The organism is Streptomyces sp. NPDC002867 (assembly GCF_053591895.1).
Map to the genome: position 1 here is coordinate 28,959 of NZ_JBSFUR010000011.1, position 20,965 is coordinate 49,923.

At 72.3% G+C, this 20,965-nt stretch carries 22 protein-coding genes; 9 read left to right on the forward strand and 13 right to left on the reverse strand.

What is annotated here, in order from left to right:
• Positions 1–119 precede the first annotated feature (119 nt).
• The gene (locus tag ACWD0A_RS13490; RefSeq protein ID WP_451297614.1) at positions 120–1,742 is read right to left on the reverse strand and encodes a solute symporter family protein; all 1,623 of its coding nucleotides are present in this window, start codon (positions 1,740–1,742) and stop codon (positions 120–122) included.
• Positions 1,739–2,104 carry a DUF485 domain-containing protein gene (locus ACWD0A_RS13495; RefSeq protein ID WP_177148948.1) on the reverse strand — a complete coding sequence of 122 codons (366 nt, stop codon included), beginning with the start codon at positions 2,102–2,104 and terminating at the stop codon, positions 1,739–1,741. The genes ACWD0A_RS13490 and ACWD0A_RS13495 overlap by 4 nt, the downstream gene beginning before the upstream one ends.
• Positions 2,105–2,378: 274 nt before the next feature.
• On the opposite strand from ACWD0A_RS13495, the gene ACWD0A_RS13500 reads away from it, so the two are divergent.
• Together ACWD0A_RS13500 and ACWD0A_RS13505 are read left to right on the forward strand one after the other, a co-directional pair.
• Positions 2,379–3,911: a S8 family peptidase gene (locus tag ACWD0A_RS13500; RefSeq protein WP_451297616.1), complete on the forward strand. Its 1,533-nt coding sequence runs from the start codon at positions 2,379–2,381 to the stop codon at positions 3,909–3,911.
• Between the two features lie 86 nt (positions 3,912–3,997).
• The gene (locus ACWD0A_RS13505) at positions 3,998–5,380 is read left to right on the forward strand and encodes a CoA transferase (RefSeq protein ID WP_451297618.1); all 1,383 of its coding nucleotides are present in this window, start codon (positions 3,998–4,000) and stop codon (positions 5,378–5,380) included.
• Between the two features lie 3 nt (positions 5,381–5,383).
• On the opposite strand, the gene ACWD0A_RS13510 is transcribed toward ACWD0A_RS13505, so the two are convergent.
• A complete protein-coding gene (locus ACWD0A_RS13510) occupies positions 5,384–6,106 on the reverse strand; it encodes a VIT1/CCC1 transporter family protein (protein ID WP_451297620.1) in 723 nt (240 codons plus the stop codon).
• A gap of 137 nt (positions 6,107–6,243) precedes the next feature.
• Here ACWD0A_RS13510 and ACWD0A_RS13515 point away from each other — a divergent pair, with 137 nt between their 5' ends.
• The 5 genes from ACWD0A_RS13515 (at position 6,244) to ACWD0A_RS13535 (ending at position 11,120) form a co-directional block, all read left to right on the forward strand.
• Entirely contained in the window at positions 6,244–7,374 is a 1,131-nt protein-coding gene (locus ACWD0A_RS13515) for a DEDDh family exonuclease (protein ID WP_451297622.1), read from the forward strand.
• 63 nt (positions 7,375–7,437) lie between these two features.
• The gene (locus ACWD0A_RS13520; protein WP_005319131.1) at positions 7,438–7,671 is read left to right on the forward strand and encodes a hypothetical protein; all 234 of its coding nucleotides are present in this window, start codon (positions 7,438–7,440) and stop codon (positions 7,669–7,671) included.
• A gap of 84 nt (positions 7,672–7,755) precedes the next feature.
• Positions 7,756–8,544, forward strand: coding sequence for an SURF1 family cytochrome oxidase biogenesis protein (locus ACWD0A_RS13525; RefSeq protein WP_451297624.1), 789 nt, complete (start codon positions 7,756–7,758; stop codon positions 8,542–8,544).
• A 30-nt stretch (positions 8,545–8,574) separates the two neighbouring features.
• Complete coding sequence (locus tag ACWD0A_RS13530) at positions 8,575–10,359, forward strand: glycoside hydrolase family 15 protein (protein ID WP_451297626.1); 1,785 nt, start codon at positions 8,575–8,577, stop codon at positions 10,357–10,359.
• Positions 10,360–10,364: 5 nt separating this feature from the next.
• The gene (locus ACWD0A_RS13535) at positions 10,365–11,120 is read left to right on the forward strand and encodes an SDR family oxidoreductase (protein ID WP_451297628.1); all 756 of its coding nucleotides are present in this window, start codon (positions 10,365–10,367) and stop codon (positions 11,118–11,120) included.
• A gap of 51 nt (positions 11,121–11,171) precedes the next feature.
• On the opposite strand, the gene amaP is transcribed toward ACWD0A_RS13535, so the two are convergent.
• Genes amaP through ACWD0A_RS13560 form a run of 5 tightly spaced genes read right to left on the reverse strand, consistent with a single transcriptional unit; the run spans position 11,172 to position 13,471 of the window.
• Complete coding sequence (gene amaP, locus ACWD0A_RS13540) at positions 11,172–11,753, reverse strand: alkaline shock response membrane anchor protein AmaP (protein ID WP_451297630.1); 582 nt, start codon at positions 11,751–11,753, stop codon at positions 11,172–11,174.
• A gap of 19 nt (positions 11,754–11,772) precedes the next feature.
• Positions 11,773–12,423 (reverse strand): DUF6286 domain-containing protein, encoded by a 651-nt coding sequence (locus ACWD0A_RS13545; protein WP_451297632.1) that lies wholly within the window; start codon positions 12,421–12,423, stop codon positions 11,773–11,775.
• The gene (locus ACWD0A_RS13550; RefSeq protein WP_451297634.1) at positions 12,420–12,767 is read right to left on the reverse strand and encodes a hypothetical protein; all 348 of its coding nucleotides are present in this window, start codon (positions 12,765–12,767) and stop codon (positions 12,420–12,422) included. The genes ACWD0A_RS13545 and ACWD0A_RS13550 overlap by 4 nt, the downstream gene beginning before the upstream one ends.
• 6 nt (positions 12,768–12,773) lie before the next feature.
• A complete protein-coding gene (locus ACWD0A_RS13555) occupies positions 12,774–12,965 on the reverse strand; it encodes a hypothetical protein (protein ID WP_307716139.1) in 192 nt (63 codons plus the stop codon).
• 11 nt (positions 12,966–12,976) lie between these two features.
• Positions 12,977–13,471 carry an Asp23/Gls24 family envelope stress response protein gene (locus tag ACWD0A_RS13560; RefSeq protein WP_451297636.1) on the reverse strand — a complete coding sequence of 165 codons (495 nt, stop codon included), beginning with the start codon at positions 13,469–13,471 and terminating at the stop codon, positions 12,977–12,979.
• Positions 13,472–13,561: 90 nt separating this feature from the next.
• Here ACWD0A_RS13560 and ACWD0A_RS13565 point away from each other — a divergent pair, with 90 nt between their 5' ends.
• Positions 13,562–14,230, forward strand: a complete 669-nt coding sequence (locus tag ACWD0A_RS13565; protein WP_451297638.1) for a hypothetical protein — start codon at positions 13,562–13,564, stop codon at positions 14,228–14,230.
• 78 nt (positions 14,231–14,308) lie between these two features.
• Here ACWD0A_RS13565 and ACWD0A_RS13570 read toward each other — a convergent pair whose 3' ends face one another.
• The 3 genes from ACWD0A_RS13570 to ACWD0A_RS13580 all read right to left on the reverse strand — a co-directional run bounded on the left by ACWD0A_RS13570 (position 14,309) and on the right by ACWD0A_RS13580 (position 17,447).
• Positions 14,309–15,100: an enoyl-CoA hydratase/isomerase family protein gene (locus ACWD0A_RS13570; protein ID WP_451297640.1), complete on the reverse strand. Its 792-nt coding sequence runs from the start codon at positions 15,098–15,100 to the stop codon at positions 14,309–14,311.
• A gap of 135 nt (positions 15,101–15,235) precedes the next feature.
• The gene (locus ACWD0A_RS13575) at positions 15,236–15,457 is read right to left on the reverse strand and encodes a helix-turn-helix domain-containing protein (RefSeq protein ID WP_005319113.1); all 222 of its coding nucleotides are present in this window, start codon (positions 15,455–15,457) and stop codon (positions 15,236–15,238) included.
• A gap of 391 nt (positions 15,458–15,848) precedes the next feature.
• Entirely contained in the window at positions 15,849–17,447 is a 1,599-nt protein-coding gene (locus tag ACWD0A_RS13580; RefSeq protein WP_451297642.1) for an ABC-F family ATP-binding cassette domain-containing protein, read from the reverse strand.
• Positions 17,448–17,813: 366 nt separating this feature from the next.
• Here ACWD0A_RS13580 and ACWD0A_RS13585 point away from each other — a divergent pair, with 366 nt between their 5' ends.
• Positions 17,814–18,221 carry a VOC family protein gene (locus tag ACWD0A_RS13585; protein WP_451297644.1) on the forward strand — a complete coding sequence of 136 codons (408 nt, stop codon included), beginning with the start codon at positions 17,814–17,816 and terminating at the stop codon, positions 18,219–18,221.
• 33 nt (positions 18,222–18,254) lie between these two features.
• Here the strand turns inward: ACWD0A_RS13585 and ACWD0A_RS13590 are convergent, their stop codons facing one another.
• Both ACWD0A_RS13590 and ACWD0A_RS13595 read right to left on the reverse strand, forming a co-directional pair.
• Positions 18,255–19,703: a hypothetical protein gene (locus tag ACWD0A_RS13590; protein WP_451297646.1), complete on the reverse strand. Its 1,449-nt coding sequence runs from the start codon at positions 19,701–19,703 to the stop codon at positions 18,255–18,257.
• Between the two features lie 80 nt (positions 19,704–19,783).
• The gene (locus ACWD0A_RS13595) at positions 19,784–20,905 is read right to left on the reverse strand and encodes an alpha/beta hydrolase (protein ID WP_451297648.1); all 1,122 of its coding nucleotides are present in this window, start codon (positions 20,903–20,905) and stop codon (positions 19,784–19,786) included.
• Positions 20,906–20,965 lie beyond the last annotated feature (60 nt).

A 20,965-nucleotide genomic window follows, 5' to 3' on the forward strand; every position in this document is an offset into this window, starting at 1 on the left:
CTTCCGAGCCTACGTCAGGGCACCGACACCGCGTGTGGCCCATTTGGCACGAGGCACGGCACGGCCGCGTCGTAGGACTGTACGACGCGGCCGCTACGGCGAGGTGTCGGCGGGCTCACTCAGTGGGCACCGACGCCGGTGAGGGACTTGACCTCCAGCTCGGCGTACTTGCCCTGGTCGGGCTCCTCTCTGGACAGCAGGGAGCCGATCCAGCCGAGCAGGAAGCCGACGGGGATGGAGATCAGGCCGGGGTTCTCCAGCGGGAACCAGGAGAAGTCGGCGTCGGGGAACATCGAGGTGGGCTTGCCGGAGACGACCGGCGAGAAGAGCACCAGGACGACCGAGGCCGTCAGGCCGCCGTAGATGGACCACAGGGCGCCCTGGGTGGTGAACCTCTTCCAGAACAGGCTGTAGAGGATCGTCGGCAGGTTCGCGGACGCGGCGACCGCGAAGGCGAGGGCGACCAGGCCGGCGACGTTCAGGTCGCGGGCGAGGGCGCCGAGCCCGATGGACACGATGCCGATGGCGACGGTCGCCCAGCGGGCCGCGCGGACCTCCTCCTTGTCGGTGGCCTGTCCCTTGCGGATCACGTTCGCGTAGATGTCGTGCGCGAAGGACGACGAGGAGGCGAGGGTGAGGCCCGCGACCACGGCCAGGATGGTGGCGAAGGCGACGGCGGAGATCACGGCGAGGAGGATCGCGCCGCCGGCCGAGTCGACACCGCCGATGTGCAGGGCCAGCAGGGGCGCCGCCGTGTTGCCCGCCTTGTTGGACGCGGTGATCTCCGCCGGTCCGACGAGCGCCGCCGCCCCGAAGCCGAGCGCGATGGTCATCAGGTAGAAGGCGCCGATGATGCCGATGGCCCAGTTGACGGACTTACGGGCGGCCTTGGCGGTGGGCACGGTGTAGAAGCGGATCAGGATGTGCGGCAGGCCGGCGGTGCCGAGGACGAGCGCGATGCCGAGCGAGATGAAGTCCAGCTTGGACGTCCCGGTGGCGCCGTACTTGAGGCCGGGCTCCAGGAACGCCGCGCCCTTGCCGCTCTGCTCGGCCGCCTGGCCGAGCAGTTCGGAGATGTTGAAGTTGAACTTGAGCAGCACCAGGAACGTGATGAGCAGGGTGCCCGCGATGAGCAGGACGGCCTTGACCATCTGCACCCAGGTGGTGCCCTTCATGCCGCCGATGGTGACGTACACGATCATCAGCAGGCCGACGAGGGCCACGATGGCGATCTTCCCGCCGTCGCTGGTGATGCCGAGCAGCAGGGAGACGAGGACGCCCGCGCCCGCCATCTGGGCCAGCAGGTAGAAGATCGAGACGACGATCGTGGACGTGCCCGCCGCGGTGCGCACGGGGCGCTGGCGCATGCGGTAGGCGAGGACGTCGCCCATCGTGTAGCGCCCGGAGTTGCGCAGCGGTTCGGCGACGAGCAGCAGGGCGACGAGCCAGGCGACCAGGAAGCCGATCGAGTAGAGGAACCCGTCGTAGCCGAAGAGGGCGATGGCGCCGGCGATGCCGAGGAACGAGGCGGCCGACATGTAGTCGCCGGAGATGGCGAGGCCGTTCTGGAAGCCGGTGAACTGGCGGCCGCCCGCGTAGAAGTCGGAGGCGTCCTTGGTCTGCCGGCCCGCCCACACCGTGATGAAGAGGGTGGCGACGACGAAAGCGGCGAACAGGGTGATGATGAGCGGCCGGTGCTCGGTGGTCGCGCTCGACGCCGCGAGCTGGAGCGTGGGGCTCATGCGTCGGCCTCCATACGGGACTTGATGGCTTCCGCCTTCGGGTCGAGCTTCGCGGCGGCGTGCCGCGAGTAGAACCAGGCGATGAGGAACGTGGTCGCGAACTGGGCGAGGCCGAAGACCAGGGCGACGTTGATGTTGCCGAAGAGCTTCGTGCCCATGAAGCCGCCCGCGTAGTTCGAGAGCAGGACGTAGAGCAGGTACCAGGCGATGAACGCGACGGTCAGGGGGAAGGCGAAGGAGCGGTAGGCGCGGCGCAGTTCGCCGAATTCCGCACTCTCCTGCACCTGGACGAACGACTCTGTCGTGGGCTGGGCGGGGCTGGCGCCCTTACCGCCCGGGGGCGGCGGTGCATCGGTGGCCACGGAGACTCCTCGCGACGCGGGTTCGGTGGTGGTCATGGGGATGTTGCTGCGGGAGCTGTTCGATGTTGTTCCACTCCCTGACAACGGCACGGAGTACACGCCGAACCGGTTCACCTTCGGTCTTTTTCCTTCGCACTTCTTGTCCTACTCGTTGTCGTACATCTGCGCGCATCCATTGAAGAGCCGCCTTGATCGGCGATAGCTTCGCCCGGCATAACCCGCCCATTCGCAAGGGGTGTTTGGGCGGTTTTTTCACGGATGATGTGGAGAACCCATGGCTCATCTGGGATCCAGACGACGGCGCGCACTCGCGCTTCCCGCCGGTCTGGCGCTCACGGCCTCCCTCGGATTCCTGCCGGCGGGTACGGCGTCGGCAGCAATCACCGACGACGCTCCGGCAGCGGTCCAGACGGACGGTCCGAAGCTGTCCTACGTGGTCAACGTCACGGGCGGTCACGGCACCTCGAAGGCCGTCAAGAAGGCGATAGCCAAGGCCGGCGGGTCGATAGTCCACGCGTACGACCAGATAGGCGTCATCGTCGTCCACTCGCAGAACCCTGCGTTCGCGGAGACGATCCGTCAGGTCCGCGGTGTCGAGTCGGCCGGTGCCACGCGCACCGCCCCGCTGGCGCCCGTGGCGGACACGGCCATCGAGTCGGAGCGCCCGCTCACCGCCGAGGAGGCCAAGGCGGCGGCGGGCCAGGCGGAGGCGGGCCAGGACGCGCTCGAGCCGCTGCAGTGGGACCTGCCCGCCATCAAGGCGGACAAGGCGCACGAGAAGACGCTCGGCAGCAAGAAGGTCACGGTCGCGGTCATCGACACGGGTGTCGACGACACGCACCCGGACCTGGCGCCCAACTTCGACCGCGAGGCATCCGTCAGCTGTGTCGGCGGTGTGGCCGACACGACGGACGGTGCCTGGCGCCCGGGCCCGACGGAGAGCGACCACGGCACGCACGTCGCGGGCACGATCGCGGCGGCGAAGAACGGCACCGGCATCACGGGTGTCGCGCCGGGCGTGAAGGTCTCCGGCATCAAGGTCTCGCAGCCCGACGGCTTCTTCTACACCGAGGCCGTCGTCTGCGGCTTCGTGTGGGCCGCCGAGCACGGTGTCGACGTGACCAACAACAGCTACTACACCGACCCGTGGCTGTTCAACTGCAAGAACGACGCCGACCAGAAGGCTCTGATCGAGTCTCACCGGCGCGCCATCCGGTACGCGGAGAGCAAGGGCGCGGTGAACGTCGCCGCCGCCGGCAACTCGCGGATGGACCTCGCGTCCGACGAGCTCACCGACACCTCGAGCCCGAACGACACCACGCCGGTCGAGCGCAAGGTCGACCCGGCCGAGTGCCTGGACATCCCGACGCAGATCCCGGGCGTCGTCACGGTCTCCGCGCTGGGCGCGAAGAACCTGAAGTCCTCGTACTCCAACTACGGCAACGGCGTCATCGACATCTCCGCCCCCGGCGGCGACGCCACCCGCTTCCAGGCACCCGACGCGCCGGCCGTCGACGGCCGGATCCTGTCGACCCTGCCGGGCGGCGGCTTCGGCTACAAGGCCGGTACGTCGATGGCCTCCCCGCACGTCGCGGGTGTCGCCGCGCTGATCAAGTCGACGCACCCGTACGCGTCGCCGGCGATGGTGAAGGCCCTGCTCTCCGTGCAGGCCGACGACACCGCGTGCACCAACCCGTACGACATCGACAAGAACGGGACGGTCGACGCGGTCTGCGAGGGCGACGAGGACAAGAACGGCTTCTACGGTGAGGGTGTCACGGACGCTCTCGACGCCGTTCGCCGGTAATCACCTCTGATCCACCGCTTTTAGGGGCCCGGTGCGGATGTCCGCACCGGGCCCCTTCATGTGGCACTCGGTGCCATATTGGCTGTATGGGTCAGACATCTTCGAGCGGTACGGCCGCTGCCTGGGCCGCTTTGGGCGGCGATCCCGTCCTGGTGGACCGCGTGACGTACGAGGGCCGGGGCGCGCTGCCGGCCCGTCTGCCGGTCATGGAGCTCGCGCGTTCCACCGTGGCCGTGTGCTCGCTGGCGGCCGCGGAGCTCGCCGCCCGCCGCACCGGCGGCCCCGTCCCGGCGGTCCGGGTGGACGACGGCGCCGTGACGGCGGCGTTCCTCAGCGACCGGCTGGTGCGGGTGGACGGAGCGGCCCCGGTGACGTTCGCCCCGCTGTCCCGCTTCTGGCGCGCGGCCGACGGCTGGGTACGGACGCACGCCAACTACCCGCACCACCGGGCCCGGTTGCTCGCCGCGCTCGGCCTCCCCGGCGACGCGGGCGAGGACGCCGTCGCGGCCGCCGTCGCAGAGCGGCAGGCACTGGACGTCGAGGAGACCGTGTACGCGGCGGGCGGCCTGGCCGTCGCCGCGCGCGGCCCGAAGGAGTGGGCCGGGCATCCGCAGGGCGCCGCCGCGGCCGCGCACCCGCTGCTGGTCGTGCGGCGCATCGGGGACGGCCCCGCACCGAGGGCGGCGGGCGGTTCGGCGGCGCTGCCCTGTGCGGGGCTGCGCGTGCTCGACCTGACCAGGGTGCTGGCGGGCCCGGTCGCGACCCGCACCCTGGCCCTGCTCGGCGCAGATGTGCTGAGGATCGACTCCCCCGGCCTGCCGGAGAGTCAGGGGGCCCACAGCGACACGGGCATGGGCAAGCGGTCCACCCGGCTCGACCTGGCCGTCGCCGCGGACCGGGACACGTTCGGGGAACTGCTCGCCTCCGCGGACGTGGTGGTGACCGGCTACCGGCCGGGCGCCCTGGACCGGTTCGGTCTCGCACCCGAGGAGCTCGCGGCACGACGCCCCGGCCTGGTCGTGGCCCGGCTCTCGGCGTGGGGGCGGTACGGGCCGTGGTCGGGCCGGCGCGGTTTCGACAGCCTGGTCCAGGTCGCCTCCGGCATCGCGGAGACCGAGGGCGACGGGGAGCGGCCGGGGGCACTTCCCGCGCAGGCCCTTGACCACGGCACCGGGTACCTGCTCGCCGCCGGAGTGCTGCGGGCGCTGGCCGAGCAGCACGGGACGGGCGGCGCGAGGCTGGTCGACCTGGCCCTGGCGCAGACGGCCGCGTGGCTGGTGAACGGCCTGGGGAAGACCCCGGACACCGCCCCGGCCGAGTACGACGCCGAGCGGTGGCTCACCGAGACGGACAGCCCCATGGGCCGGCTGCGCCATGCCCTGCCCGCGGTCGCGTTCGACGGCGGCCCCGCCGACTGGGCCCGCCCGGCCGGGCTCTGGGGCACCGACACGCCCCGGTGGCGCGACTGACGTTCAGACCCCCGCCGCGTCCAGCAGCGTCCCGGCCGCGTACGTCACCGCCATGGCCAGCGCCCCGCCGGCGGTGTTGCGCAGCACGGCGGGACCCGGCTCCGCCGCGCCCAGACGGGCGCTCCACCAGCCGGTGAGCGCCAGGGCCGCGAGCACCGACAGGACCGTGACGTACAGGCGGACCGAGGAGGGCGGCAGGACGATCGCGAGCAGCGGCAGCAACGCGCCCGCCGTGAAGGCGAGGAAGCTCGCGCCCGCCGCGTGCCAGGGATTGGTCAGCTCGTCGGGGTCGATCCCGAGCTCCACGCGCGCGTGCGCGCGCAGGGCATCCCGTTCGGTGAGCTGTTCGGCGGCCTCCCTGGCCACCTCGCGGGACAGCCCGCGCTCGGCCAACAGCTGGGTGAGTTCGTCGAGTTCGGCCTGGGGCTGCTCGCGCAGCTCGCGACTCTCGACGGCGAGGGCGGCCTTCTCCGAGTCCCGCTGGGTGGACACGGAGACGTATTCGCCCGAGGCCATCGACATGGAGCCCGCGAGCAGTCCGGCGAGGCCCGCGGTGAGCAGGGTCCCGCGCGCGTCGGTCGCTCCGGCGACGCCGACGACGAGGCCGGCGGTGGAGACGACTCCGTCGTTGGCGCCGAGGACAGCGGCGCGCAGCCAGTTGAGACGCGTGCCGAGTCCGCCGCCGTGCGGTTCGTCGTGCGCCTGCCGCGAAGTCTGGTCACTCATTCCGGGAGCGTCTCACCCGAGCCGTGAACCGCGCCCGGGCAACCCGCCGGAACGGGGCCGCAGATCGGGCGGCGCCTGGTGCGAGGCGCCGGGAGCACGGGGCCATCCTGCGTTGTCGGTCCCGGCCCGTATTCTCTGTGACCATGCTCGACGACCGTACGACCGCAGCGACGACGTGGCCGACCGCGTACCCCGAGGGGTACGCGGTCGTCGACGTGGAGACCACCGGCCTGTTCCACTACGACCGGATAGTGTCCGCTGCCGTCTACCGCCTGGACTCCCGGGGCAACATCGAGGACCACTGGTACACCCTCGTCGATCCGGAGCGCGATCCCGGCCCGGTGGAGATCCACGGTCTGACGAGTGAGATGCTCCGCGGCGCGCCGCTCTTCGGTGACATCACCGGTGAGCTCACCGAGCGCCTGGAGGGCCGCGTCCTGGTCGCGCACAACGCCAAGTTCGACTGGGGCATGCTCGCCCGGGAGTACGCGCGCGCGGGGCGGACCGCGCCGACCCGGCAGCGTCTGTGCACCATCGCGCTCGCCAGGGAGCTCGCGCTGCCGCTGCCCAACTTCAAGCTGGAGACCCTCGCCGCGCACTACGGCGTCGTGCAGCAGCGGGCCCACCACGCGCTGGACGACGCGCGGGTGCTGGCCGAGGCGTTCCGGCCGAGTCTGCACTCGGCGGCGCGCGACGGCGTACGGCTGCCGCTGCTGGAGTGCCGCCCGCTGACCGAGTGGTCCGACACCCCGCCCGCCCCGCGCGTCGGCTACCAGCCGTCGTACGGGCGGAGCAGCTGGCGGCCGTCGCGCAGGCGTCCTCCGTGCCCCTACCCCAACCCGGGCAGGTACGAGCCGGGCGGGCAGCTGAAGCAGGGCATGCGGGTGGCGTTCTCCGGCGACACCTCCATAGAGCGCGAGTTGCTGGAGGACCGGGCGACCGAGGAGGGCCTGCACGTCGCGACGAGCGTGTCGCGGCTGACGAGCCTGCTGGTGACCAACGATCCGCACGCGTCGACGTCGAAGGCGGTCAAGGCCGCTTCGTACGGCACACCGGTCGTCGACGAGGCGGCGTTCACCCAGTTGTTGGGGCACGTGGTCCCGGCGGCGGGGACGGCCGCGGCCACGGGAGGCGTCCCGGCGCCGGGGCGCCCGGCGGACCTGCCCGAGCAGGGCTCGGACCGCGCGACGGAGCCGGAGACGGACCACGGAGCGGAGCAGGAAGCGGAGCAGGGAATGCTGCCGGGCATGGCACCCGCATCGGAGTGAACCCCGCGCGACTCGCCCGCCGCCCGCTCGCCCCCGCCCGCCTCGCGTCCCACCCTGTGGCGCATGGCACGTTGCGAGGTTTGCGGAAACGACTACGGCATGTCCTTCGAGGTGCACGCGCAGGGCGCGGTGCACGTCTTCGACTGCTTCTCCTGCGCCATTCACCGCATGGCGCCCATCTGTGAGCACTGCCGGGTCCAGATCATCGGCCAGGGTGTCGAGGCCGAGGGCCACTGGTACTGCGGCGCGCACTGCGCCCGCGCCGAGGGGAGGGCGGGCATCGTCGACAGGGTCTGACCCCGTAGTGCCCCGGCGGCCGGGACGGGGCGCCACCGGGACCCCCCGTCCCGGTGCCGGGGCACTACGGGTACGGTCGAAGCCGTGTACCGCTTCCTGTTGTCCCGGCAGTGGGTGATCCTCACCCTCATCGCCCTCGTTCTCATCCCCACGATGGTCGAGCTGGGCTTCTGGCAGTTGCACCGCCACGAGCGCCGCGTCGCGCAGAACTCCCTCATCGCCCGGAACCTCGACGCCGAGCCGGTGCCGGTGGCCGAGCTGACCTCCCCGGGGCACACGGTCCCGCGGGACGACTACTGGCGGCGGGTCACCGCGCAGGGCACGTTCGACCCGGCCCATGAGGTCGTCGTACGCCGCCGCACCAACGCCGACGACCGCGTCGGCTTCCACGTGCTGACTCCCCTGCTGCTGGCCGACGGCTCAGCGGTGCTCGTCAACCGCGGCTGGGTGCCGGCCGCCGCCGACCAGAAGGCGTTCCCCGAGGTGCCGGCCGCGCCCAAGGGCACCGTCACCGTCACGGGCCGGCTCAAGGCGGACGAGACGACCGGTGCGAGCGGCATCAAGGACCTGACGGGTCTGCCGCCGCGCCAGGTGATGCTGATCAACAGCGGGCAGCAGGCGAAGCTGCTGGACCGCCCGGTGCTCGGCGGCTATCTGGAGCAGACGGAGCCGAAGCCGGCCGCGGCCGGCCCGGAACAGATCCCCGACCCCGACCACGACTCCATCGGCGCGCACATGGCGTATGCCGTCCAGTGGTGGCTGTTCGCCGCGGCCGTGCCCGTCGGCTGGGTGATTCTCGTACGGCGGGAGAAGCGGGACAGGGCGGCGGCGGTCGCGAACGGCACGCCGGAACCGGCCCACGCGGCCGCTTAACGGCCAACCGGGCCGGGAACACGCCAGAGCGTGACCCAACGTATCGAGGACTACGCCCTCATCGGTGATCTGCAGACCGCGGCACTGGTCGGTGCGGACGGTTCGATCGACTGGCTCTGCCTGCCCCGGTTCGATTCCGCGGCCTGCTTCGCGGCGCTCGTCGGCAACGAGGAGAACGGGCACTGGCGCCTCGCCCCCAAGGACGCCGTCCGGTGCACGAGCCGTCGATATGTCGATGAATCGCTCGTGCTGGAGACGATGTGGCGGACTCGCACCGGAACCGTCAAAGTGCTTGATTTCATGCCTCAGCGGGATGAGGCCCCCGATGTGGTGCGCATCGTGGAAGGCGTCAGCGGCACCGTCGAGATGGCCTCCACCCTGCGGCTGCGCTTCGACTACGGCGACATCGTGCCCTGGATGCGGCGCTCCGACGGCCACCGGGTCGCCGTGGCGGGTCCCGATTCCGTCTGGCTGCGCAGCGAACCGCAGGTGCACACCTGGGGCCAGCAGTTCAGCACCTGCTCGGCGTTCACGGTCGGGGCGGGCGAGAAGGTCGCCTTCGTCCTCACCTGGCACCCCTCGCACAAGCCGCGCCCCGCTCTGGTCGACCCCCACGAGGCGCTGCGCCACTGCCTGGAGGACTGGGCCGCGTGGTCGTCCCGGTGCCGGTACGAGGGCCCGTACCGGGAGGCGGTCCTGCGCTCGCTGATCACCCTCAAGGCGCTCACGTACGCACCCACGGGCGGCATCGTCGCCGCCCCGACGACATCGCTCCCCGAGGAGATCGGCGGTGTGCGCAACTGGGACTACCGCTTCTGCTGGCTGCGCGACTCCACTCTGACGCTCGGCGCGCTGCTCGCGGCGGGCTATCTCGACGAGGCCGCGGCCTGGCGCGACTGGCTGCTGCGCGCTGTGGCCGGCGACCCGGCCGACCTGCAGATCATGTACGGGCTCGCGGGCGAGCGCCGGATGGCCGAGACGGAGCTGGGCTGGCTCGGCGGCTACGCCGGGTCCGTCCCGGTCCGCGTCGGCAACGACGCGGCCTACCAGCTCCAGCTCGACGTCTACGGCGAGGTCATCGACTCGCTCTTCCTCGCCAGGGGGGCAGGCCTGCAGGCCGAGCGGCACGCGTGGAACATCCAGTTGAGCCTCCTCGGGTTCCTGGAGTCGAAGTGGCGCGAACCGGACGAGGGGCTGTGGGAGGTGCGCGGGCCGCGCCGCCACTTCGTGCACTCCAAGATCATGGCGTGGGTCGCGGCCGACCGCGCCGTACGCACCCTGGAGGCCGACCCCACGCTGCGCGGGGACGCCGCGCGCTGGCGTGCGATGCGCGACGAGGTGCACCGGGAGGTGTGCGAGAAGGGCTTCGACCCGGTGCGGAACACGTTCACGCAGTCGTACGGCTCGACGGGCCTGGACGCGGCGACGCTGCTGATCCCGCACGTCGGCTTCCTGCCCCCGGACGATCCCCGGGTCCTCGGCACGGTCAAGGCGGTGCAGGCCGAGCTCGGCAACGGCCCGCTGGTGCGGCGCTACAGCACGGAGGGCGTCTCCGTCGACGGCCTGCCGGGCGGCGAGGGCGCGTTCCTGGCGTGCTCGTTCTGGATGACGGACGCGCTGTGCGTGACAGGGCGTACGGAGGAGGCACGCGAGATGTTCGAACGTCTGCTGGCACTGCGCAACGACGTGGGCCTGCTGTCCGAGGAGTACGACCCGGTGGCCGGACGCCAGCTCGGCAACTTTCCCCAGGCGTTCAGCCATATCGGCCTGGTGCACACCGCCCTCGCGCTGGGTCGCCACGAGGCGGCAGGATAGGACCCATGGATCTTGGACTGAAGGACCGCGTCTACATCGTCACCGGCGCCTCCCGCGGGCTGGGCAACGCCTCCGCGCGGGCCCTGGTGGCGGACGGCGCGAAGGTCGTCATCACCGGCCGGGACGAGAAGACGGTCAAGGAAGCGGCTGCCGAACTGGGACCGACCGCGGTGGGCCTGGCGACGGACAACGCCGACCCGGCGGGCGCGGAGCGCGTGATAGCGGCGGCCCGGGCACACTTCGGCCGCTTCGACGGCATTCTCATCAGCGTGGGCGGCCCGGCGCCGGGCTTCGTCGCGGACAACACGGACGAGCAGTGGCAGTCGGCGTTCGACTCGGTCTTCCTGGGCGCTGTGCGGCTGGCGCGGACCGCGGCGGCGGAACTGAACGAGGGCGGCGTGATCGGTTTCGTCCTCTCCGGCTCGGTCCACGAACCGATCCCCGGCCTGACGATCTCCAACGGCCTGCGCCCGGGTCTCGCGGGCTTCGCCAAGTCCCTCGCCGACGAACTGGGGCCGCGCGGCATCCGCGTGATCGGTCTGCTCCCGTCGCGCATCGACACGGACCGCGTGCGGGAGCTCGACGCGCTGTCCGGCGACGCGGAGGCGGCTCGCGCGGGCAACGAGTCGCGGATTCCGCTGCGGCGCTACGGTACGCCGGCGGAGTTCGGCGCGGTCGCGGCGTTCCTGCTGTCGCCGGCGGCGTCGTACCTGACGGGCGTGATGCTCCCGGTGGACGGCGGGGCGCGGCACGGGTTCTGACGGTCTCCCGAAGGGGACGCGGGGTGCGGGGGCGAAGCCTCCGCACCCTCCTCATGTCACGCGTTGCGCCCTGTGCTTCGACACCCGCAGCCTCGCCTCGGTCGGCAGCGACGACAGCCCCGCCGACTCCCGCGCATGCGCCACCGCCTCGTCGGCCAGCCGGGACACCGTCTCGGCCGGGGCCGCATGGGGCTCCAGTTGCAGCAGGACCCGTGCCTGGGGAGCCCTGCGGCTGCGGCCCGTCAACACCACCCGTGCGTGGGAGACGCCCTCCAGCGACTCCGCCTCTCCCGTCATCACGTTCTCCAGCGCCCGGCCGCGCAGCAGCGCGCCCTCTCCGTCGCCGGTGTCCACGAGGACCTCGGCGAGGCGGGCGCGGCGCAGCTGTGCGAGCAGCCACCACAGCGCGAGCAGCACCAGCAGCGCAAGGACGGCGATGACGACCGGCCACCACCAGCCCTCGTCCCGCCACCTCATCCGGTCGGCATCGCTGAGCAGCACGTCGTGCCGTCCGCTCCAGGGCCACCACGAGGGCACGGACAGCCCAGCCCCGGCCACCAGTACGGCGCCGCCCGCGCACACCAGCACCAGCCCGGCGAGTCCGAGCACGATCCGGTTGACCGTTCCGAGCATCCGTCTCACCCCTCGCCCCTCACCGCTTCCCGGCCGGAGGCCGGCCGACGTGGACGGCCAGCGCCGGGGGTCTGGCCAGGCCCAGTTCCTTGAGGCCGATTGCGAGCGCGGTGTCCAGATCGGCGCGTACGTCGTCGAGTTCGCGGAAGTGGGAGCGGGCACGCACCGTGGCCTTGGTGCGTCCCATCCGGACGCGTACGGACTGCACTCCGGACACCTCCATCGCGCGGTCGCGCAGCACGAGCGCCGCCGCCTGCCGGTCCAGCCCGGCCCGCACGTGCGCGCGGTCCCGCTGCATGGGCAGCACCCCGCGCAGCCCCGGCGTCACCGCGAGAACGATCAGCCAGACGCCGACGAGCACCACCGCTCCGGCGACCGCGAGGACCGCAATCTCCTCGAGACGCCATCGGTCGAGGTGGTCGGCCAGGGCTCGCCGCCAGTACATGGCGGGCCGGTCGGCCCGTACCGCGGCGACGTCGTAGAGCAACAGCCCCGATCCCGCGAGGACCACCAGGGCGAGCAGCGCGGCGGGGACGCGGCGCGCCGACCAGAAGCGTCCCGCCCTGCCGTGCTCCCCTTCCGCGGGGACCGGCGCGGGGTCGTAGGCCGCGGCGGAGGCGGACTGGTCCAGTTCGCGGACGGGCCGTTGGGTCTGTTCGGGCTCGGTCATCGAATCCTCCCCTGCGCCGAGTGACGCGAGTGGACGGAGTGCAGGCGCTCGACCTGCACCGCCACCTCGGGCACCTCCATCCCCGCCAACGTCCTTACCCGGTCGGCCACTTGACGACGCACCGCGCCGCATTGGCGGCCGATGTCACCCGGGTAGCCGAGTTCGAGGCTGATGCGGACCCGGGCCGTGTCGTGATGCACGACGACCATCGCGTGGGGCGGCGAGACGCCCTCGGGCAGGCGCTCGAGCGCCTCCCGTGCCGCATGCGCGGCGATCTTGGCCACGACGCGGTCGGCGATGGTCGTCGCCCCGCGTTCGGCGGGGGCAACACGATCGGCCGCCACAGCGCGTCACCGAGGCCCTACGCCACGATCGCGACCCCGGAAGAAGTCGCCGACCTCCAGATCTCCCTCGAGCAGCCTGCCCACCACAAAACCGACCGCTCCCAATGCGGCGACCAGCAGAAACGCCCCGAATCCACCGAAGTACCCGGCGAATCCGAGCGCCATGCCGGCCACCATGCCGACCACGGCCATGCCCATTCTGAGCTCCTCTACTGGAGACGCTGCTCCGGCTCGTCCTCTTCCTCATCGGGCAGCTTGACGTCGCTCACGGCGATGTTGACCTCGACCACCTCCAGACCGGTCATCCGCTCGACAGCGGCGACCACGTTCTCCCGGACGTCGCGCGCGACGTCGGCGATGGCGACGCCGTAGTCGACGACGATCTCCAGGTCCAGGGCCGTCTGCACCTCGCCGACCTCGGCCTTGACGCCTCGCGTCACGTTGGACCTGCTGCTGCCGCCGGGGACCCGGTCGCGTACGGCGCCGAAGGTGCGGGAGATGCCGCTGCCCATCGCGTGGACGCCGACGACGTCCCGCGCGGCGAGTCCGGCGATCTTCTCCACGACACCGTCGGCGATCGTGGTGCGCCCGCGGACGCCGGGGTCGACCCGCTTGCCGATGGAGGTCCTGCGGGACGACGGCTCGCCGCCGGCCGCTTCGTTCCCCGTGCTCTGGGGCCGGTTGCGCTCACCTGTCTCGGTCATCGCGGTTCCTTTCGGGTGGTGGTGACCTCCCTTTGCCCACATTAAGTGCGGTTTCCCCGTCTCGCGCCGTGAATGCGGCAGGCTGGAGGAATGACGACTGCGGAAGCGATGCGGCGAATGCGGCAGGTGCTGGGTCTCGGCAGGCTGGTGGCGCTCGGAGGGCCTGAGGACGGCACCTGGCTCGCTGAACGCGCGGCCGCGTCGGTGCTCGTCAAGGCCGCCGCGAAGGCGGTACGGGGCGCGGCCGTGACCCGGCTCGACGTGAGGCTCGCGGACCCCGCAGCGGCCGACGAGCCCGCGGTGCCCCCGCCGCCGAGCGCTCTTCCGCCGGGGGCCCACCGGCTCGCGGCGGAGGTCGCGGTGTGGAGCGGGGAGCCGCTGCCGGCGGTGACGGCGGCCCTGCGGTCGGCGCTGGCCAGGGCGGCGGCGGACCGGCTGGGCCTGGTGGTCACCGAGGTGGATCTGCGGGTGGCGGCGCTGCCGGACAGTCCCCTGCCGCCGGCTCCGGCCCATGTCCCCTCGCCCGTGACGCCCTCGGACCCGGCGGGTGAGGCCGCCGCGGCGACGGCGGGCGTGGCGTGCCTGACGGCGGAACTGGGCGGCGGCGCCGTGCACACGGCCGCGGACCGGGTACGGGTCGAGGTTGCCACGGCCGAGGGGTTCCGGGCACTGGACGTGGGCCGTGCGGTGCGTGCGGCGGTGTCCGCCGCGCTCGCGGACGGCCGCCCCGTCGCGGTCCTGATCTCGTCGGTCGCCTGACGCCCCGTGGGCAGTACGTCGCATACCGGCCGAGCCCGAGGGCTCGGCCGGTATGCGACGTACGCGTGTGGTGCCCGGTCAGTCGCCGAGACCGGCGAGGTCCCGGAGCCTGCGCGCCTGGGCGGCGCGCTCGGCCGCGCGCTGCTCCTCGAAGGAGCGGCCGGAGGCGCCCTGGAGCAGGGCCTTGGTCTCGATCACGGCGTCGCGAGGCGCGGCGACGAGCGCAGCGGCGAGGTCGCGTACGGCGGCGTCCAGTTCGGCGCCGGGCACGACGAGGTTGGCCAGGCCGGTGCGCTCGGCCTCCTCGGCGTGGACGAACCGGCCGGTCGCGCAGATCTCGAGCGCGCGGGCGTAGCCGACGAGCGACACGAGCGGATGCGTGCCGGTGAGGTCCGGGACGAGCCCGAGGCCGGTCTCTCGCATGGCGAACTGGACGTCCTCGGCCACCACCCGCAGGTCACAGGCGAGGGCGAGCTGGAAGCCCGCGCCGATCGCATGGCCCTGGACGGCCGCGATGGTGACGATGTCACTGCGGCGCCACCAGGTGAACGCTTCCTGGAACTCGGCGATGGCCGCGTCGATCTCCGCGTCGCTGCTGCGCGCGAGGTCGATGAACGACGGCTCGCCCTCGAAGCCCTCAGGGGTGAAGGCCCGCCGGTCGAGTCCCGCGGAGAAGGACTTGCCCTCACCCCGCAGCACCACGACACGCACGTCGCCCGGGAGTGACCGGCCGGCCTGCGTCAATGCCCGCCACAGCGCGAAGTCCTGGGCGTTGCGCTTGTCCGGCTTGGTCAGGGTCACCGTGGCAACGACGCCGTCGACGGTGAGTCGCACACCGTCCTTGTCGAGCACAGGGTCGAGCGAAGTCATGGGACGCCTCCGGTTCGGTGCAGTGGTGCCTACGAAGATAAGCGACTGCACAGTAACCACCCGGACCGGTCGGACGACCGCCCGGGTGGCCACCGCGGAACCGATGGGCCGAAGGAGTCCTTACGACGGGCTGCGTCAGGCCGAGGCGGCCTTCTTGCCCCTCGTCGCTCCGCCGCGTCCACGCAAAACGACTCCGGACTCACTGAGCATCCGATGGACGAATCCGTAGGAGCGGCCGGTCTCTTCGGCCAGCGCCCGGATGCTCGCACCGGAGTCGTACTTCTTCTTCAGGTCTGCCGCGAGCTTGTCGCGCGCGGCGCCGGTCACCCGGCTGCCCTTCTTCAGAGTCTCGGCCACCCGTGCCTCCTCATGGGAAGTGCGCTCTGGACTTCTCATGATCACCCCTCACGGGCGTCCTGGCCACCCATTCGACAAGGTCAGTCCGGAACGCTTGGTCATGCGCTATGCGGCCACCATGACCGGAATCAATCCCTCCGGTCGTACGAGAGGGAACGTATCGCCTGGCCGTTCGCGGAAATGCCTGGTCAGCAGGGCAGGGAGGGGTGCAGGCAGGCCGCAGGGCGGGCGGGGGCGGCCGGCGAGCCGCCACGCCGGGGTACGAGACGCCCTCACGCAGATGATGGATCACGCGTAGGCCGAATGATCCATACGGAGTGGATCAACGGGCGCGCGGAGACGCCCGCGCGGCTTGGCGAGCACGGAGGGGGACCGGAGGCGCCCGAGCGCGTCAGGCGAGCGCCACCAGGTCCGCGTAGTCCGCACCCCACAGGTCCTCGACGCCGTCCGGGAGCAGGATGATCCGCTCCGGCTCCAGGGCCTCGACCGCGCCCTCGTCGTGGGTGACGAGGATGACGGCGCCCTTGTACGTGCGCAGCGCGCCGAGGATCTCCTCGCGGCTGGCGGGGTCCAGGTTGTTGGTGGGCTCGTCGAGCAGCAGGACGTTGGCCGACGAGACGACCAGCGTGGCGAGCGCGAGACGGGTCTTCTCACCGCCGGAGAGCACCCCGGCCGGCTTGTCGACGTCGTCACCGGAGAAGAGGAACGAGCCGAGCGTCTTGCGGACCTCGACGAGGTCGAGGTCGGGCGCGGCGGAGCGCATGTTCTCCAGGACGGTGCGGTCCGGATCGAGGGTCTCGTGCTCCTGGGCGTAGTACCCGAGCTTGAGGCCGTGGCCGGGGGTGACCGCACCGGTGTCGGGCTTCTCGACACCGGCGAGGAGACGCAGCAGCGTCGTCTTGCCCGCGCCGTTGAGGCCGAGGATGACGACGCGCGAGCCCTTGTCGATGGCGAGGTCGACGTCGGTGAAGATCTCGAGCGAGCCGTAGGACTTGGACAGGCCCTCGGCGGTCAGCGGCGTCTTCCCGCACGGTGCGGGCTCGGGGAAGCGCAGCTTGGCCACCTTGTCGGCGACCCGGATCTCCTCCAGGCCGGACAGCAGGCGCTCGGCACGGCGGGCCATGTTCTGCGCGGCGACCGTCTTCGTGGCCTTGGCCCGCATCTTGTCGGCCTGGGAGTTGAGGGCGGCGGCCTTCTTCTCGGCGTTCTGCCGCTCGCGCTTGCGGCGCTTCTCGTCGGCCTCGCGCTGCTGCTGGTAGAGCTTCCAGCCCATGTTGTAGACGTCGATCACGGAACGGTTGGCGTCGAGGTAGAAGACCTTGTTGACGACCGTCTCGACGAGGTCGACGTCGTGGGAGATCACGATGAATCCGCCGCGGTAGGTCTTCAGGTAGTCGCGCAGCCAGACGATCGAGTCGGCGTCGAGGTGGTTGGTGGGCTCGTCGAGGAGGAGCGTGTCGGCGTCCGAGAAGAGGATGCGGGCGAGCTCCACGCGGCGGCGCTGACCACCGGAGAGCGTGTGCAGCGGCTGGCCGAGGACCCGGTCGGGCAGGCCGAGCGCGGCGGCGATGGTGGCGGCCTCGGCCTCGGCGGCGTAACCGCCCTTGGTCAGGAACTCCGTCTCCTGGCGCTCGTACTGCTTGAGCGCCTTCTCCCGGGTCGCGCCCAGCCCGTTGGCGATGCGGTCCTCGTTCTGGCGCATCTTGCGGATCAGGACGTCGAGGCCGCGGGCGGAGAGGATGCGGTCGCGGGCGAGGACGTCGAGGTCGCCGGTGCGGGGGTCCTGCGGGAGGTAGCCGACCTCGCCGGAACGGGAGATCGTGCCGGCGGCGGGGATGCCCTCACCGGCGAGGCACTTGGTGAGCGTGGTCTTGCCCGCTCCGTTGCGGCCGACGAGGCCGATGCGGTCGCCCTTGGCGATACGGAAGGAGGCGGACTCGATGAGGACGCGCGCGCCGGCGCGCAGCTCGATACCGGATGCGGTGATCACGGGGGAAATACTCCAGGGCGGTTGGACGGCGGAAGGGACGGGCGAGCGACGCTTCGACGCCGTCTAATGCACAAGGAGAATTGCCATACGGCTCAGTCTAACGGGGCATGGCAAGTGCTTTTCCGGCTGCGGCCGCAGCCGGGGCGGTCGGTCCCGCGGGTCCGCGGCGCGCCGGGAGGGCCGCGACACAGTGGCGGCGAAGGGTGTACCAGGGTCGACCTGGACGGCCCGGTGCGACACGTTCGGCTGAGCCTTTCCACGCGGTGTTGACGTGCGGGGCCGAGGCGGCCCGGGATTGTCGGTGGGCGGTGCCAGACTGAGACGCAGATCACCATCCTGTCGTCGAGCGAGTGAGGAGTGATCGGGATGACGCAGTCGCCGAGCATCTGTCCCACGCTGGTCTATGCGGACGCCAAGGCCGCGATCAGACAGCTCACCGAAGCCTTCGGCTTCACCGAACACGCGGTGTACGAAGACGAGGACGGCGGCGTGCTGCACGCCGAGCTGACGTATGGCAACGGCATGGTGATGCTGGGCAGCAAGGGCACCGGGAGCGAGTTCGACAAGCTGATGCAGGGGGCGGGCCCGGCCGGGGTGTTCGTCCATGTCGACGACGTGGACGCGCATCACGGCACGGCGGTCGAGCACGGCGCCGAGATCGTCATGCCGCCGACCGATCAGGACTACGGGGCACGGGACTACATGGCCCGGGACGTCGAGGGCAACATCTGGAGCTTCGGCACGTACACCCCGGGGGTGGCGGAGTCGTCGTAGCCCGCGCCGCGCCCGGGGTGCGTGTGCCGCGTGTCAGACGCCGCCGGTGTGCACCTGGAAGGCAGCCCTCCGGACGGCCTTGGCCAGGGCCGGGTCCGGGTGCGCGGCGGCGAGGGCGACGAGGACCTGGACCGTACGGGGGTGGCCGCCGACCCGGACCTCCTCGATGAGCGCCGGGACCGTGCCCTGGACCGCGGAATCGAGGTGGCGCAGGAGCAGTTGGGGCTCACCGTGGTCCGCGACGGCGGCGGCGGTGTCCACCCAGAGCCAGGTGGCTTCCTCCCGGGTGAGGACCTCGGCGGCGTCCTCGGGATCGGCCCCCTCGTACTCGGCGAGCCACAGCAGGGCGTAGGGGCGCAAGGACGGTTCGACGGCGGCCGCGCGGACCTCGGGCTCGGCAGGGGCGCCGACGACGCGGAGCGCCTCGAAGGCCAGTCCCCGCAGCAGGGCGTCCTCGCCCCGTGCGACGGCGAGGAGCTCGGCGACCGCGCTGGAGACGGTGCGGGCGGCGAGCCAGGCGCGGTATTCGGCGCGTGCGGGTCCGGGGGTGAGGCGGGCGCATCCGCGGAGCATGTCCTCGGCGGACTGCTCGATGTTGCCCGCGGGGCTCTGGGCGGCGACGCAGATCTGCTCGAGTTTGACCCACACCGCCCAGTTGCCGAGGGGGGTGAGCGTGGCCTGGCCGCGCTCGAGAGTCAGGGCGCCGACGGCGGCGAGTCCTTCGAGGGCCCAGTCGAGCAGCACGGAGAGGGGGACGTCCTCGCCGTCGCCGTCGACGGGGGCTCCGGGCTCACCGGCGGTGGGCTGCGTCCCGCCGCGGGGGCCGTACGGGACCTCGCAGCGTTCCTCGCGCAGTTCGGCGACGCGCTGCTGCAGCAGATCGAGCAGGGCCGGTACGAGCACGGGGCCGGCCGAGAGCTGGAGGAGGGAGAGCACCTGGGGCACGGCCTCGACGACCTCGGCCACGACGGTGGGTGCGACGTCCTCGGGAGCGGGGTGCGCGAGCGACCATGCGTCGAACAGAGCGACCCAGCCGCGCAGCACCGCCATGTCGTCACGGTCCCAGGCGCGCAGCCGCCAACCGGGGCGTGCGGTGCCGCCGTGCAGTTCGATCAGGCCGGCCAGGCGGGCGCGGTCCCAGCCCGCGCGGACCTGGTCCGGCGTCAGGTCGAGTGCTGCCGCGGCCCGTTCCCGCGCGCCGGCGACGGGCGGGGCGGTGGCCGGGTCGCCGCCGGAGCGCCCTTCGGGCAGGGACGCGGCGGCTCCCGCGGCGGCCCAGCGGGCGATGCGAACGGCGTCGGCGAGGACCGCGCGGGCCTGTCGTGCCAGCTCGGCGGGGGCGGGCGTGCCCTCCGGCGGGCGGGGCGCCGGACGGGTGCGCCGGGTCGTCACGGCCCGTCGTGCGGTGGCCAGGGATCGCGGGCGGACAAGACGGAGTCTGGAGTTGCGCGCCAATTGCTCATCAGGCTTTCGGGACGTCACGGGGAGCAGTCTTCCCGCTGACGGCCCGAAAGCCCAAACGGAAGGCGGGAGGCCGGGCCGGACACGGCTCTCGCCTGCGGCTACATGAGGGGGGTGAGGAAGCGGCGGAGGGCCTCTTCGTACGCCTTGGGGTCGGCGTTCCACATCGCCGCGTGCGGGGCGCCGGGCACGGTGTGCAGGCCGATCAGACCGGGGCGTTCGGCCGCCAGCCGGCGCGAGTACTGCCAGGGGGCGATCGTGTCGTCCGGCCCGTGGAAGATCAGCACCGGGACGCGGACGGCCGACGGGTCGGCGGCCTCGGCGATCCGGTCGCCGTGCGGGCCGGTGCGGCCGAGGGCGGCGCGCACGGCGAGGGGAAGCAGCGGGCCCGGGGTGTGCCGGGCGGCGGCCAGGGCGCGCAGGGTCGTCTCCCAGTCGAGGACCGGCGAGTCCAGCACGAGCCCGCTGATGCGGTCGCGCAGGCCGGAGTTGGCGGCGGCCCGCAGCGCCATCGCGGCGCCGGTGGACCAGCCGTGGACGATGACGCGCTCGGCGCCGTGCCGCACGGCGTGCCGTACGGCCGCGTCCAGGTCGCGCCACTCGGAGTCCCCGAGGTGGCTCAGGCCGTCCGGCGGGCGGGGAGCGCCCTCGTCGCCGCGGTAGGCGAGGTTCAGCACGGGGAACTGCTGGTCGCGCAGGAAGGGGAGCAGGTTCAGCGGGTGCTCCCGGGTCGTGCCGATGCCGTGGACCGTGATCACCCAGGTGGAGCGCCTGCCGGGGACGAACCATGCCGGGAGGGCGCCGAGTTCGCCGGGGATGAGGACGTCGGCGTGCGGGATGCCGAGGGCGTCGGCCGGGTCGCCGCTGTGCAACTGCGGGGTGAAGCGGACTCGGCTGCCGGGGCGGAGGCCGCCTGCGACGACGCGCTCCAGGCGGCGTACCACGGTGTCCGCGGAGTGCGTGACGTCGTCGAGGACGGGACCGACGACGGCGTGGACGCCGGAGCCCTCCAGCCCGTACGTCCCCCGTCGCAGGGAGGCGAGGCTGCGCGTGAGCGCCACGCGGCCGGAACCGGTCCCGTGCACGGTGAGTCTCGGGTCGCCCGGGAGGGGGCGGGACGCTCGCAGGGCGGCGCTGCTCGCGTGGCGGCCGGCGGCGACCGTGGCCGCGCCGACGCCGATGAGTGTGGTGACGGCCGCTGCCGTCGCTGTAGCGGGGCGCACGGATCCAGTGTCGGCGGGGGCGGGCGGGGGTGCCAGTGGGCACGGGCGCAGGGCCGCTCG